Origin of the sequence: Mesorhizobium sp. M0040, assembly GCF_040323505.1 — a bacterium.
Classification (GTDB): Bacteria; Pseudomonadota; Alphaproteobacteria; order Rhizobiales; family Rhizobiaceae; genus Mesorhizobium.
Genome location: NZ_JAMYVA010000051.1, coordinates 26,349 through 40,533, shown reverse-complemented (window position 1 = coordinate 40,533; position 14,185 = coordinate 26,349). Strand labels below are relative to the sequence as shown.

Sequence of the window (14,185 nt, the reverse complement as noted above, 5' to 3'; positions counted from 1 at the left end):
ACGGGTGATTTCAGTCCAGGCCATCGTGATCTCCATCGAATCTCGCAAATCCGACAGAATCACAACCTGCTGAAATCACTCAACTCTTTTTGGAACGGACACTAATAGGCAAGTTCTGAACCCTGCATTTGACTCCGGATGCGACGTCCAGGAATTCTGAGCATTTAGCCTGATACCGAATGACAGCCTGACGATCTCAACGATTTTGCATGGCGTTGTCCCAAACACTTCTGCCGTTCTTTGATTTTTTTGATACACCTTGGTTTTCGCGCCACTTCCTGCCAATATCTACGATCATTTCTGGTTGTTTAATCCCTGACAAAAGACGGCATTGGTAACGCGAAGTAAAATCTGTAAACGGACGATTATAGTGGGCGCGCTGCTGCTTTTCTGGGTCAAGATCCGGAACCAGTAGTGCACTGCACTCCTGTATAAAATCTCCCGAGAAGAAAGCCGGGCTTGTTCCAAAGTTAGGATACTTTCTCTTCCAAATTCTAACGCTTAGAAATCTTACTTTCTCCGTTCGCCTGCGAAACTCGTCACGCCCGTTCCACCCGAGCTCTTTTGTTACAAGTTTCTCTGCTCGAGTGCGACGGGGAAACACCCGGTCTGGGTGATAGGCTCAAGTGCAAGCCAGTCATCTTCGAGATGCAAGACAAATGGTGAAATCACTCGAGACCAAACGTCCTTCACTGCATGTCCAAAGCTTGCAGTTTCTGGTTCTGAGATGGGGTGGTGTGGCAGGGGACGTGGAGATAACCTCCACGCCCCTATGCCGATTCGGCGATTCGATGAATGACTGCATTGGGAAAATACGCCAGAACAAGGCTACGGCACCTTTCATGATCGAGTTCGCTTCCGCCAAACGGATCGATGTGACGGAGACCCCCATCGATGCGAAAGTGCCGAAATAACATCTGTTGAAACGATTGCAGCGTTTGTGAAAGCAATTCGGGCTTCTGCCGCATATCAGAGTTACGTCGATGGCAGGCGATTGTCTGAGAACATGAACCACAACTTTTTTTCACTAGCCGCGCGGGACTGGCTTCCTTGACGGGGAGCGGGCGCTGGCCTTGGGCCGAGCAGATATCCGCCCAAAATTGACACTTCCCAGAAAACCCTGAAAACGCAATCGCGAGAAAGGAACAGAAAGGAACTCCCATGGACCGCAACTTCACTCGCGCTCGTTCCAAAGCCTGAAGGCAGATGGTCCAACGGCCCCGGTCGCGAAGTTTCTCGCATCCTAACCCAGATACTCAGGACCAATGTCGCCCGTATTGCTAAAAACCGCTTCCTGTGTCGGTTCTGCACGAGTTCGTTAGCCGGCCTGTTGCGAAATTGCTATTTTAGTGGAACACTTCGGGCAATTGGCAATTGGGGGGTCGAACCCGTTTTTCAAGTTCGCGGCGGCCAGTGGGGCAAATGCATGTCACGCAGTTTCTGATCGAGATGCTTACCGTGTTGGGTGCTGCACGGCAGGATGCCGCCGACTATGCCGGCTTCCGCAACGATAGCGTCTTCAACGACAAGATAGCGGGTAAGACCTTTATTGATATTGGCAGTCACCATGGCGAACTGTGTCTCGAGGCGCTTCGCCGCGGCGCGACGCGGGCTGTCGGAGTTGAACTCATTCGTGAGAATGTACTGATTGCTCGGCAAAAAGCAGAGCAGACGGGACTCTCGCCTGAATACCTGGAAGCGGATTTCGAGCGGATCGGAGATCTTGGAAGCTTCGATGTCGTCGCCTGCCTGAACGTCTTGCCACAACTGTTCGACCCGATCCATGCCTTGCGACGAATGGCGGCGATGGCGCGCGAACGTCTGGTTCTCGAATTGCCGAACCAGCCCAGCAAGTTGTTTTCGCGCTTTCGGACGCCCGGTCCCGCTATCGACGTTCCCTGGGCCAGGAGGATGCACGAAGTCGCCGGGCGCACCTTTCTACCGAACGTCGCCGCGATGGAAGGGATCTTCAATCAGCACATGGCGACATTCGAACCTGTCCAAATTGTCCCGTCGAAGCCGCGAAACAGTTTTCTGGTGGTTGCTACCAAAAGACGTATCAAGCATCTGACCGTTGTGGCCGGACCGACCAGTTCCGGAAAAAGTACGTTCAAGAATCGGCTCATCAACGATCAAGCGTTTCGTGTGTCCTTGGGTTTGCCCGAGGGAGTAACCGCGCAAGCCGACGCGAACGAGATAAGGCGGCTGCCAGATGGCCCGCTCGATCATGTCGTTTTGCACTATGATTTCTTTCGGCCTTATGAGCGCGCGCTTGGAACCTATGAGCGCGATCCGGCGGCGGAATTCATTCGCTGCGCCGAACACCTCTCGATATTCACGATGATGACGCCCAAGGCGCGTATCCGTTCGCAACTGGCCGCCAATGAGTTGAACAAGAAACGGATGAAACCGGACGCCAAGGTGCGCTACGAAGGCCTTTACGTCCGGTATGATTCCCCTGACTTCCTGGCAAGCTGGTACGACAAATGGTTCCGGTTCTGCGCCACCCTGGACCACAATCGACATCGGCTCGCTCGAAACGACGGAAACTACGAATTTTTCGACAGTGCGGATTGGCAACGGATTCACGCGGCAAATTATGGCGACATCGACGATCTCAAGCCCGCCTAGAAACCACTTGTTGCCTTCCGACGTCTTCGACAAGAAGAAGGTCGCCATCTTTCTGCCGCGGGACGCTGGGCTTGCCGAAGCGATCCGGGGTGCTGGTGCGCGCGATGTCGCAATCTATGGCAACGGTCCGGCATCACCTGACCAACTTCGTCTGACGTATCGAAGCGCCAAAGATGTCGGTCGCAACAATGCGGATGTCGTGCTGCTCGAGGGCCGGTCCGCCATGGCGCTGCGCTCGAAGGATCTAAAGCATATAGGGGGGGCAAGGCTCTTGCTCGTAAGGGCCAGCGCACGTTCGTTTCTCGCCGGGCTTCTGTTGCTAAATCACTTGCGGCGTGGGCGGCTCGCCTGGCGCGGGCAGGTAATGATGCCGGCTGCCGCTAGCTGCCACAGGTCGCGCTGGCTTGTCTTCGAGAACGTCGCGCGCAAGCAGCGTAGCGCCAAATACTATGCCGCGCTTGGCCGCGGTATCGTGGACATGTTCAGTTCCGTCGCGGACCTTCGCTACAGCACGCTGCGGTCGGCGCAAAAGATCAGGGATCCGTCGACTTCAGGCGATATCGATCTGCTGGTCCACAATGACGATGCCGGCGAACTGGTGCGGCGAATGACAGAGCGTTTTGGCACGATCCCCCTCGACGTCTATACGCCGTTTAGCGTGCCGGGCCATTCGGATGGCAATGTCGCTTATCTGCCCCCTGCCCGCGCCCTGGACTTGCTTGCGCGGCGCGAGCGGGGCGAATGGGGCGAATGGCATCCGTGTCCAGCCGACGCGCTGTTGAGCTATTGCTATCATTTGCTTTTTCACAGGCAGCCAGGAGTGCTGGGCAAGGATGAAACCCTACTGCCGAAAACCTGGGACGACGAAGCACGGTTTGCCGAGCTCATGCGGCTTTGCGACAAGGCAGGCGTCGCTCGGGTTCGGACGTTGAGCGACATGGAAGCGCTATTGCGGCGCGAGAAATGGTTCCCCGAAAGCGAAACGATCAATTTCGTGGCAAGATCGAACGAATTCGTCCGGTCGAGATATGCGGTCAGGTCATCCTACTTGCCAGGCCTGGCCGTGTTCATCGTCCGCGAAGCCGCGCTGAAATACGAGCTGGTTGGTCCGATCGAAACGATACTTGCCGCGGAAGGCTTCGACATCAAGCTGTCCGAAATGATACCCGTGGAACGGAGGATGGAAATTGCTTCGCTCTTTCGTGGCGGCAACTGGGCATCGTCGCAAGACAGCGAACCGGCTGGCGTGCCAGCCCATTTCATCGTCACGTTTGACCCCAACCCATTGCCGATGCCCGAGCAGGTGGAAATCGGACGCGCCTTTGTCGATAACAAACGTCTTTTGCTGAAGAAAAAATTAAGAAAACGGACCGCGCAACTCGCAGACAAGAAGCGTCTGAACGCTCTGCACTCGAGCGACAATTCGCTGCAGGCGCTCGACTATGTCAGGCTGCTTTGCCCCGATCGCTACGATGAATTCGAAGCGCTGGTTCTAAGTCCGTCCGGGCCGGGGCGGTAAGACTGCGATGCGAGTTCGCGGTAAGCGCACTGAGGGTTGTCGGCTGAACCGTCCTGCCTCAGTTGGAGCCTCCAATAAACGCGATCCGCGGCCCACAGCCACCGTCAGCAATTGCCGTGACGCAGCCGCGGCCATCCAGCGCTAGCTTGCCTTTACGACAATTGCCTGTCCCGTCGGAAGTTCGATGATGCCTTCCGGGCGACTTTCGAAGAATTGGTCAAAGGCCTTTCGGGCTCCAGGACAGAGCGCAGAGCCGTAGTCATCGCATATGATCAGGCCATGCGCGCACACTCGATCGTAGAAGAAGGCAAGCGCATCACGTGTCGGCTCGTATAGATCGACGTCGATATGGACCAGGGCGAAACGTCGGTCGGCTACGCCTGAAAGAGTTTCCGGTATCCATCCGACATGAAACGTGGTGTTGCTGACGCCTGAAATATTCTCTCTGGCTATTGTCTCGTCGGTGCTGAGATCGTCGGACTTCCATGACGTTCGGCCGTTTTGCTTGCGATCCTCCGCGGTCGGTTCCGACAAGCCTGCGAACGAATCGAAAAGATGGTAGTGCCGTGCTCGAAGATCGCTCATCAGCATGAATATCGTCGACCGGCCTTGCCTTACGCCGCATTCGGCCACATCGCCGTCGACACGCTCGATCGATCGCAAGCAGCTTTGCAGAACGAAAGCTCGCGGATCTGGAATCCCGCGGATGTTTTTGACTCGCTGCAGCGCCTTGCGGAAAAATGACTGATCCTTCCAGACCATGTGGCTGGAATAGACATAGAAGCCGTATTTGTCGGCTTTCTTCTGAGAGACCTTGTACCAAACCGCGCCTCTGCGTTTTTTCGAAATAACAGCAAGTGCCGCGTCTCTCAATTTCATCCGTATCCTCCATCATTCGGTATGTTCATAACACGGACAGAAGAGAAGCTCTGCCGGCATCAGACGCGAATGACGTCGAGTTCCGGCTGAAGGACGTGGCCTTATTGCCGCAAGGAAGCGCCTTCCGTCGCTCGTAATAAGCCAACATCGGGAATGGACGCCATGCACTGCGACTCAAGATCACGGTCACGTGCCCTGGCCAGTTCGGAAGTTAGTCGATTCCCAGCCGGGAGTTAATACCCGCCCCGTTTGCGCTGCGCGCCGCAAACGACGGCGCCGCGCCTCTTCATCACATATTTGCGCGCAGCAAGGCAACGCCCTAAAGCAGATGCGCGTCGAATGGTGCTGATTTGCACCAACGACCGTCTTGCCGCGACATGCGGTTTTCAGCCAGGCTCGATCAAAGCTCGCCCGCATCGTGGGGCTTTTGGCCAATCACGGTCGAGCGCCGGCCTTTTCGGCAGCTTCCGAGAATGGAAATCGGAAAAGCAGCTTCCGGTTCTCGTCGCAGATTTCGAAGGAAAGACCTGTCAGGACCGGGCTGCCGCTGAGCAGGCCCTCGGCCAGGATTTCCTTGGCCGAAGCCATTGCGTTATCCTGAGCCGCGGACAAACCGTCCAACTCCTGACCCTCGAAATCTTCCGTCAAGCGGCCCTCATTGTTTCGGAAATGGAAAAAATATCTCGGCATGGCTCCTCCGGTGGGTCGGTTTCTCTAATGCATGTCGCGCAAAAGTGTGCAGCGGTTTTGCGACAACGACATGTACAAAAACAAGCACTTAAAGCGCGTCGCATGAGGCTGATCGGCGCGATGCGCTTTAGTCGCGAGCGCCTCAGGAACAGCGTCGGATTTGTGCACGACAGCACCGTGCGATTTTGGCGTTGGGATTCATGGCGTTTAGGCCTTCATGCGTCAGGTCGATCGAACAGCACCCCCAGCCCGTGTTCGAACGCACATGCCGCAATCATGTTGTCCGGGGCTTTTCCGGAGACCGGGCAATTCGGCATGACAGCCCTGATCGCGATCTCAGCCGCTGCGGTGGAAACCGCATCGTGGCGCCTCTTCCTGGTCTCCATGTATTGCTTGAGCAGAATTTTCAGGCGCCGCGCGGCAATCTCGTCAACGACCATCGTCCTCCCTCGATTCGGCACAATGTCCGTCTTCCGGGTCTGTCCTCCGGATGAAGGTCCGCTGCCATTGGGTAGCAGCGGACCACTCGGCTGGGTGAGCCAATGACCCGAGGCGGGGGCGTCTCGGACCGCCACCACAATAGCTTCGGCAGGCCACTCGTTCCACAGAACGCTGTCGTTGGTAATTTTCGTACACTGAGCATTGCCGCAGACAGTCTGCGACCGTGGGATTTTTGCGCTATGCCCGTAGCCTGATAACCGGATCAGCTTCGGCTTCGATCGACATAGCTGTAGATGCCCGCGCCGATCGCGACCGCTCCTACAGTGATCAGAATCGATGGCACACCCATCGACGTGGCGACGATCCCCCAGACAATGGCGACGGCAATTGCGCCGACCGTTCCCAGCACCAGTCTAAGCCGTTTCGACATTATCCATTCCCCCAAAAGTGCATCTTTGGCCTTTTCCGGTCGAAATACCGCAATGCGGCACCATTGTCTGCGCTTCGTCCAACTTTTATGCCGACCCTGAGCCCCGACCGCTGAGGCGTAAGCGATCCGTATGCGGGCTGTCGCAAACGCCCACTCGACAATCAGGACGCTTGGGCGCGAGCCCGAGAAGCGAGGCGTCAGAAAGCGAGGTATCTATGTACAATTTCGGAATTTACTCCGGTTCACAATGATGACCATGGCGGCCACGGCAACCGCAATGGTCATCACGGGCCTTACCCCGAGACAACCGAAGCGACTTTGATTTGCCATAGGTCGGTCTGTAGAAGGCGAGCAAGGGGCCTATCGGCGGCTCAAGCAGCAGCGGATCGAGCGGCGCCAGCAGCTCAAGCGGCAGCAGCGGTTCGAGCGGCAGCAGCGGATCCAGTGGCGGCAACGACGGAACAAGCAGCGGCGGGTCTAACGGCAGCGGCGGAGTGTAGCGGCTGCTCAAGCGGCTCCGGTGGCGGCGCCACTCGAGTTGAACCGTGGCGGCGACCACGCGGCCGGCAACGACGATCGATCCTCACGACAACGGGAGTAGTAGTATGACGCTCCGACCGAAATCGGCGACCGCGCCCCTCACCGACCTTGCAGGATTGCTTGGTCTTGCGCTCACCGTCGCGATGCTCGCCGACAGAAGCTGGCCTGTGCATTTGCAGGCCATGACTGTCATTGCAGCTACTACTGCAGCAATGATCGCGGTCGACACGGCTTATTTCCAGACGTTTCGAAGGCGTTCAACGGGATTGCAGGCGAAGCCGATGCGAGCGCTTGAAGTCGAGCGTGTCGTGCGCAAGCTCATCGGCTTCATCGTTACGCTCACGACCATTGCCGCAGTCTACTGGATAGTGCCGGAATACCGGCGTGAGTTTTACGCCCCTACTGGGCAACGCTCTACGACACCTTGCCGGCGCTGCTCGTCGGTCGCCGATCGGGCGCTCCGGCTGAATGCCACCCTTGCTCGGACCATCTGCGGCAGTCGGCGCTATCGCCTCAAGGCGTGATCGCGATGCCGATCCTCGCCGCTCATCGGCAACGGCCGATCGCCCTCGAGCAGGCGGGTGATCCGGGCGAAGCCGGCAAAAGCCTTTCTCGCTTCCTCGGCCGACATCCGGCCGGCGATGGCCGCAGCGCAGCAATTCACGGCGCACTGGTAAACCGGCCCGCGCCGCCCCGCCGGCCATTTTCGCAAGAATGCCATTGCTTCGGCAACGCTGTCGATCTCCTCCACAGGCTGTCCCTGTCCGCGCAAAACCCGCACGGGCGAAAAGAATTGCAAGCGGTCCATCATTTCCTCCCCGTCGACCGGATGCGTGCGATCGAACCCCACTAAACTCGCGAACCCGACTTTGGTTCCCGGCAAAAGAGGGCTTGGCCTGAAAAATGTTGGCTGCACGAGACGAGCAGCGGTGGACGCGCCCGGCAGCTCCAATTGGGTGACATCTTGCCCCAATTGGGTGACATCTTGCCATTGTACGGGAACGTTAGCGCGGCTGATGCATTTCGATGCCACGAGCAGTCTTTTTGAGGGAAATGCCAAAACATGAGAATAGCCCATGTGGCGCCGCTCCATGAATCCGTGCCACCCCGGTTCTATGGAGGGACGGAGCGCATCGTCTCCTATCTGACCGAAGGATTGGTCGAGCTTGGCCATGACGTGACCCTGTTCGCCAGCGGCGATACCAAGACGTCGGCGAAATTGGTGGCGTGTCGCGAGCGCGCGCTCCGTCTCGATTCTCGCCCGCACAAATCCGAAACGGCGGCGCATCTCTCGATGCTCGCCGAGGTGAGGAGCCGCGCGCAACAGTTCGACATCATCCATTTCCATCTCAGCCACTTCCTGCATTTTCCTTTCTTCGAACACATGCCTGACCGGACGGTGACGACACCGCATGGCAGGCTCGACTATGTCGACCTGGCCCCGGCCTACGAACATTTTCCGCGCTTTCCGATGATCTCCATTTCCCGCAGCCAGAGAACCGGGCTACCCAGGGCCAATTGGCTGGCGACCATCCATCACGGGCTGCCGATCAATATCTACGAGCCGACTTTCGAGACGAATGCGGACGAGCCGTATCTGGCCTTTCTCGGCCGGCTGTCGCGCGACAAGCGCCCGGACCGTGCCATTGAGATCGCCTTGCGCTCCGGGCTGAAACTGAAGCTTGCGGCAAAGATCGGCGACGACGACCGCCCTTTTTTCCACGACACGGTCGAGCCGCTGATCGACGGCGACCGTGTCGACTATATCGGCGAGATCGAAGAGGACAGAAAAGCGGAATTCCTCGGCAAGGCGGCCGGCCTGCTGTTTCCGATCGATTGGCCGGAGCCGTTCGGTCTTGCCGCGATAGAGGCTATGGCCTGTGGCACGCCGGTAATCGCCTGGAAATGCGGTGCCCTGCCGGAGATCATCGACCACGGCGTGACCGGTTTCCTTGTCGATACGGTCGATGCCGCAGTCACCTCGATACCGGAATTGCTGCGCCTCGACAGGCGACAGGTGAGATCCGTGTTCGAAAACCGTTTTTCTGCCACGAGAATGGCCCACGACTATGTGGCTGCCTATGCGCGCCTGATCGGTACTCCCGGTGAAGCCAGAGCGTCCTGATCGGCGTCATTGTGGACGTTGGAACGAAACGACAGAGCTTGTGACGTATGAATCAACTCGACGAGCGTAAGCTTGATCCCGCCGTAGCCCTTGCCTCCCTCGACGAGGTTGCGCCCCGGGAGCCGCACCGGCTGTTCGCCCTCAAGCAAGCCGACTGCTTCGCGGTGGCCGACGCCTATGGCGACATCCGCGGCGCCGGCGATGGCTTTTTCCGAGACGACACGCGTGTGCTTTCGGAATTCCGGCTGACGGTCGGTGGCCGGCAAATGTCGTTGCTCGGCGCCTCGCTCAGCCAGGACAATGTGCTTTTCACCTCGAACCTGACCAATCTGCCGATCCAGAGTGTCGGTGGTCGCGACATTCCGCAGGGCGCGATCCACATAGAACGCGTCAGGCTGCTTTGGCAGGACCGGCTGTTCGAGCGCATCACCCTTTCCAACTACAGCCAGGAATCGTCGGCCATTCGGGTTTCCTTGCATTTCGCAGCAGATTTCCGCGACATGTTCGAGGTGCGCGGTTCGACCCGGCTCAAGCGCGGAATAGCCCACGCCGCCGAGACCAGTCCGACATCCGTGGTGCTTCGATATGACGGGCTGGACCAGCTCGTGCGCCTGTCGGCGATCTCGTTCTCGCAGGCGCCGGACAATTTGACCGCCAGCCGCGCGGATTTCCTGGTTGCGGTGACGAAGCGCAGCAGCGAGGTCCTCTATATCGAGGTCGGCCCGGAAGTGGCGGAGACACCCGACCGCGACCGTTTTCGGGCTGCCGCCGCCCGCGCTCGCTTCGGCATGCGCGCCAAACGCCGCCACGGCGCGACGGTGCACAGCTCCGGCCGCGTCTTCAACGACTGGATCGAACGCGCGCGCGCGGACGTGGCGTTGCTGACCACCGAGCTTTCAACCGGACCTTACCCCTATGCCGGCATACCCTGGTTCTCGACGGCATTTGGCCGTGACGGGGTGATTTCCGCACTGCAGATGCTGTGGTTGAATCCTGGGCTGGCGCGCGGCGTACTCGCCTTTCTCGCCCAGCATCAGGCGACCGAAACGTCGCCGTTCAGCGATTCGCAGCCGGGCAAGATCATGCACGAGACCCGCAAGGGCGAGATGGCGGCACTGCGGGAGCTCCCGTTCGGCCGCTATTACGGCGGCGTCGATACCACGCCGCTCTACATTCATCTCGCTTGCGCCTATGCGGATCGTACCGGCGACATGGCGTTCGTCGACGGCCTGTGGCCATCGCTCTGTGCAGCGGCCGAATGGACGGAGGAGACAAGCCGCGCGACCGGCTTCGTTACCTACCAGCGCGGCGCCGAGACCGGCCTTGCCAACCAGGGCTGGAAGGACAGTTTCGATTCCGTCTTCCATGCCGATGGCCGCATGCCCAAGGGGCCGATCGCCCTGGTCGAGGTGCAAGGCTACGTCTTTGCCGCGTTCCGTGGGCTGGCGGCCCTCGCCCGCCGCCGCGGCGAGGACGACAAGGCCGATCATTGGGAGGAACGGGCCGAAACCATGCGCGCCGCGGTGGAACGCCATTTCTGGATGGACGATCTCAATTTCTATGCACTGGCGATCGATGGTGCAGGCGAGCTCTGCAAGGTACGGACGTCGAATGCCGGCCATCTTCTCTTTGTCGGGCTGCCCGAGCCGGAACGGGCGCAGATGGTCGCCGATCAGCTGCTCTCTGCGTCGTTCCACTCTGGGTGGGGAGTGAGGACGCTGGCCGACGATGCGATATTCTTCAATCCGATGTCCTACCACAATGGTTCGATCTGGCCGCACGACACCGCCATGTGCGGTGCCGGCCTGGCACGTTATGGCGTGCGCGACAGCGTAGTCAGGCTGATGAGCGGCACGTTCGAATCGGCTGTCCATTTCAACATGCGGCTGCCGGAACTGTTCTGCGGCTTTACCCGGTCGCCGGGCGAAGCGCCCATCGCCTATCCCGTCGCGTGCCTGCCGCAGGCCTGGTCGGCGGGATCGGCCTTCATGCTGATGCAGGCCTGCCTTGGGCTCGAAATCGACGGCTGGAACAGCGAAATCCGGGTCACCCGCCCAAGGCTGCCGATCGGCATCGACACGCTGACATTGCGGCATCTAGGCGTCGGCTCGACAGTGGTCGACCTCACATTCCAGCGTGTCGGCGACCGGGTCGTCGCCTTTCTCGCCGATCGGTATGAGGGGATGGTGCCGCTCATCGTGCGTACTTGATGCCGCCGCGCTGCGGCGCATCGAAAATGACGCGCGGCATTGCAATCGTCCGGAACCGATAGCCTGTTTGTGCGTTGCAAAAATGGCGCGGGGACGTTGTCGTTGTCATACGGCGGCGAACCAGAAAACAAATAAAAAAACGGCTATCGACCGGCCGGAGGCGAGATCACATTCCATGTCAGATTATACTGTAAACCTGCTCTGGGTTTTGCTGATTGCAAGTTTTGGCTTTTCCGCTTTTGCCATTCTCCTGTCGATATCCCGCCAGCGTCGCGGCCGCGCAACGGCGGCCGCATACACGCCGAGCGAGGATGTCGCGTCGGAAGCGGCACGCAAGGTGCTGCGCGAGTTCGAAAAGAACGGCCAGTCGGCCGATGCGGCACTGGTCACATGGTCGCCCGACACTTTGCGCAAGATCCTGGCCGACGACCTGCCGGACGCACAGGTCATCGTGGTGTCCAACCGCGAACCCTACATCCACAACATCAAGGATGACGGGGTCCAACTTTTGGTGCCGGCCAGCGGGCTGGTTTCGGCACTCGAGCCCATCACCCGCGCCTGTGCCGGCACCTGGATCGCCTATGGCGGCGGCACGGCAGACCGCCTCACCGTCGACAAGGACGACCGGGTGCAGGTGCCGCCGGGCAATCCGTCCTACACGCTGCGCAGGGTCTGGCTGACGGAGGAGGAATATCAGGGCTATTATCTGGGCTTCGCTAATGAGGGCCTATGGCCGCTTTGCCATATCGCCTTCACCCGCCCCGTGTTTCGCGCCTCGGACTGGGACGCCTACGAGGCCGTCAACCGGAAATTCGCCGATACGGTGGTTGCCGAAGCCCGCAACGAACGGCCGATCGTGCTGGTGCAGGACTACCATTTTGCGCTGCTGCCACGCATGATTCGCCAGCGCCTGCCGGACGCGATAGTCATCACCTTCTGGCACATCCCTTGGCCCAATTCGGAAGTGTTCAGCATCTGTCCGTGGCGTGAGCGGATCCTGGAAGGACTGCTCGGCAGTTCGATCATCGGCTTTCATACCCAATTCCATGCCAACAACTTCACCGAAAGTGTCGACCGCTTTCTGGAGAGCCGGATCGAACGGGCAGACGCGGCAATCTCCTATGGTGGGCAGACCACATTGGTCCACGCCTATCCCATTTCCATAGAATGGCCGGCCCAATTGCTGGCAAAACTGCCGTCTGTGGAGGAGTGCCGCGCCAGCGTGCGCGACAGATTCGGCCTGTCTGCGGATACCAAACTATGCGTTGGCGTCGAGCGCCTCGACTACACGAAAGGCATTCTCGATCGCTTCCATGCCTTGGACGAATTGTTCACGAGATATCCCGAATGGATAGGCAAGGTGGTTTTCCTGCAGATCGCCGCGCCGAGCCGGGGGACATTGCCCGCCTACCAGCAACTCCACGACGAATGCCGCCGCTGTGCCGAGGAGCTCAACCGGCGCTATGGCAGCGAGACATACAGCCCTATCCTGATGGTCGCCGAACATCATCGGCAGGAGCAGGTCTACGAGGTCTATCGCGCCGCCGACATCTGTATGGTCACCAGTCTGCATGACGGCATGAACCTTGTCGCCAAGGAATTCGTCGCAGCGCGCGACGACGAACAGGGCGTGCTTTTGCTCAGCACCTTCGCCGGTGCCTCGCGCGAACTGCTGGAAGCGCTGATCGTCAACCCCTACGATGCGGCCATGATGAGCGAGGCGCTGTTGCAGGCGCTGACGATGACGCCGGAAGAGCAGCGCGAACGTTTGCGGCCGATGCGCGAGATGGTCCGCGACAACAATGTCTACCGCTGGGCCGGCAGTATGCTGCTGGACGCCGCGCGCCTGCGCAAACGCGGCGATCTCGACAGGGTGACCGGAACCGGCGAGCGCCCGCCATCGAACACCAACAACGTCATCTCGATGTTCGAGCGGGCTCGGAAGGCAGCGTCGTGAAAAGCTTTGAACAACCGCTGGCGTTGAACCTGTCGGAAGGGCAATGGGCGCTCTTCCTCGACATCGACGGAACCCTGCTGGAACACGCTGCCCATCCCGACGCGGTGTTCGTCGGCGAGGAATTGCGCAATCTGCTGGAACGCATCGAGCGGCGGCTGGATGGTGCGGTCGCCTTCATCACCGGCCGATCGATTCCCGCCGTGGACAAGCTATTCCATCCGCTGAAGCTGCGGATCGCCGGACTGTATGGGCTGGAGCACCGGCTGACGCCGAGCGGTCCGATCGATGCCGCCGACGCGCCGGCCGACATCGCCGCCCTTGCGGACGAGATCGAGGCCGAACTCGGCAGCGGCAAGGTCTATGTCGAGCGCAAGGGGCCGGTCCTTGCCGTTCATACAAGAGCAGCACCGCAACTGCTTGCACCCGCAATCCAGCTCGTCGAACAGGCATTGGCCCGGCTTCCGAAGGGTTATCGGGTGCTTCCGGGAAACGCCGGCGTCGAGCTCATGCCTTTGGAAGCCGTCAAAGGTGCTGCCATCCGGCGTTTCATGGACATTCCGCCCTTTGTCGGCCGGCGGCCGATATTCCTCGGAGACGATACATCGGACGAACACGGTTTCGAGGCGATCAATAAAATTGGCGGCATCTCCATCCGCGTGAAGCCGAACGGACCGACGGCCGCAAACTATGCCCTCGACGACGTGACCGGCGCAATAGCCTGGCTCGAGGCCAGTTTCGAGACGTCGGCGGTGGCCTGATCGCG

The 14,185-nt window shown here is 59.4% G+C and carries 13 protein-coding genes; 7 read left to right on the top strand and 6 right to left on the bottom strand.

Annotated features, from left to right (window positions below):
* Positions 1-1,422 precede the first annotated feature (1,422 nt).
* A complete protein-coding gene (locus NKJ91_RS28150; RefSeq protein ID WP_352458135.1) occupies positions 1,423-2,631 on the top strand; it encodes a class I SAM-dependent methyltransferase in 1,209 nt (402 codons plus the stop codon).
* A gap of 10 nt (positions 2,632-2,641) precedes the next feature.
* On the top strand, positions 2,642-4,150 hold the full coding sequence (locus NKJ91_RS28145; protein WP_352458134.1) for a hypothetical protein: 1,509 nt from the start codon (positions 2,642-2,644) through the stop codon (positions 4,148-4,150).
* Between the two features lie 141 nt (positions 4,151-4,291).
* Here the strand turns inward: NKJ91_RS28145 and NKJ91_RS28140 are convergent, their stop codons facing one another.
* From NKJ91_RS28140 to NKJ91_RS28120, 5 genes are all read right to left on the bottom strand, one after another.
* Positions 4,292-5,023 (bottom strand): TylF/MycF/NovP-related O-methyltransferase, encoded by a 732-nt coding sequence (locus tag NKJ91_RS28140; protein ID WP_352458133.1) that lies wholly within the window; start codon positions 5,021-5,023, stop codon positions 4,292-4,294.
* 441 nt (positions 5,024-5,464) lie between these two features.
* A complete protein-coding gene (locus NKJ91_RS33905; protein WP_502896501.1) occupies positions 5,465-5,719 on the bottom strand; it encodes a DUF6894 family protein in 255 nt (84 codons plus the stop codon).
* 215 nt (positions 5,720-5,934) lie between these two features.
* Complete coding sequence (locus NKJ91_RS28130) at positions 5,935-6,159, bottom strand: hypothetical protein (protein WP_352458131.1); 225 nt, start codon at positions 6,157-6,159, stop codon at positions 5,935-5,937.
* A gap of 263 nt (positions 6,160-6,422) precedes the next feature.
* On the bottom strand, positions 6,423-6,590 hold the full coding sequence (locus NKJ91_RS28125) for a hypothetical protein (protein WP_352458130.1): 168 nt from the start codon (positions 6,588-6,590) through the stop codon (positions 6,423-6,425).
* A 232-nt stretch (positions 6,591-6,822) separates the two neighbouring features.
* The gene (locus NKJ91_RS28120; RefSeq protein ID WP_352458129.1) at positions 6,823-7,101 is read right to left on the bottom strand and encodes a hypothetical protein; all 279 of its coding nucleotides are present in this window, start codon (positions 7,099-7,101) and stop codon (positions 6,823-6,825) included.
* Positions 7,102-7,195: 94 nt separating this feature from the next.
* Here NKJ91_RS28120 and NKJ91_RS28115 point away from each other — a divergent pair, with 94 nt between their 5' ends.
* On the top strand, positions 7,196-7,654 hold the full coding sequence (locus NKJ91_RS28115; protein ID WP_352458128.1) for a hypothetical protein: 459 nt from the start codon (positions 7,196-7,198) through the stop codon (positions 7,652-7,654).
* On the opposite strand, the gene NKJ91_RS33900 is transcribed toward NKJ91_RS28115, so the two are convergent.
* A complete protein-coding gene (locus tag NKJ91_RS33900) occupies positions 7,636-8,208 on the bottom strand; it encodes a DUF982 domain-containing protein (RefSeq protein WP_502903643.1) in 573 nt (190 codons plus the stop codon). The genes NKJ91_RS28115 and NKJ91_RS33900 overlap by 19 nt on opposite strands.
* Between NKJ91_RS33900 and NKJ91_RS28105 the strand changes: the two genes are divergently transcribed.
* The 4 genes from NKJ91_RS28105 (at position 8,194) to otsB (ending at position 14,180) form a co-directional block, all read left to right on the top strand.
* Positions 8,194-9,255 carry a glycosyltransferase family 4 protein gene (locus NKJ91_RS28105; protein WP_352458127.1) on the top strand — a complete coding sequence of 354 codons (1,062 nt, stop codon included), beginning with the start codon at positions 8,194-8,196 and terminating at the stop codon, positions 9,253-9,255. The two genes, NKJ91_RS33900 and NKJ91_RS28105, sit on opposite strands and share 15 nt — an antisense overlap.
* A 47-nt stretch (positions 9,256-9,302) precedes the next feature.
* On the top strand, positions 9,303-11,465 hold the full coding sequence (locus tag NKJ91_RS28100) for an amylo-alpha-1,6-glucosidase (protein WP_352458126.1): 2,163 nt from the start codon (positions 9,303-9,305) through the stop codon (positions 11,463-11,465).
* Between the two features lie 175 nt (positions 11,466-11,640).
* Positions 11,641-13,422: an alpha,alpha-trehalose-phosphate synthase (UDP-forming) gene (locus NKJ91_RS28095; RefSeq protein WP_023674969.1), complete on the top strand. Its 1,782-nt coding sequence runs from the start codon at positions 11,641-11,643 to the stop codon at positions 13,420-13,422.
* Positions 13,419-14,180, top strand: a complete 762-nt coding sequence (otsB, locus tag NKJ91_RS28090; RefSeq protein WP_352458125.1) for a trehalose-phosphatase — start codon at positions 13,419-13,421, stop codon at positions 14,178-14,180. Before NKJ91_RS28095 ends, otsB begins: the two co-directional genes overlap by 4 nt.
* Positions 14,181-14,185: the final 5 nt, after the last annotated feature.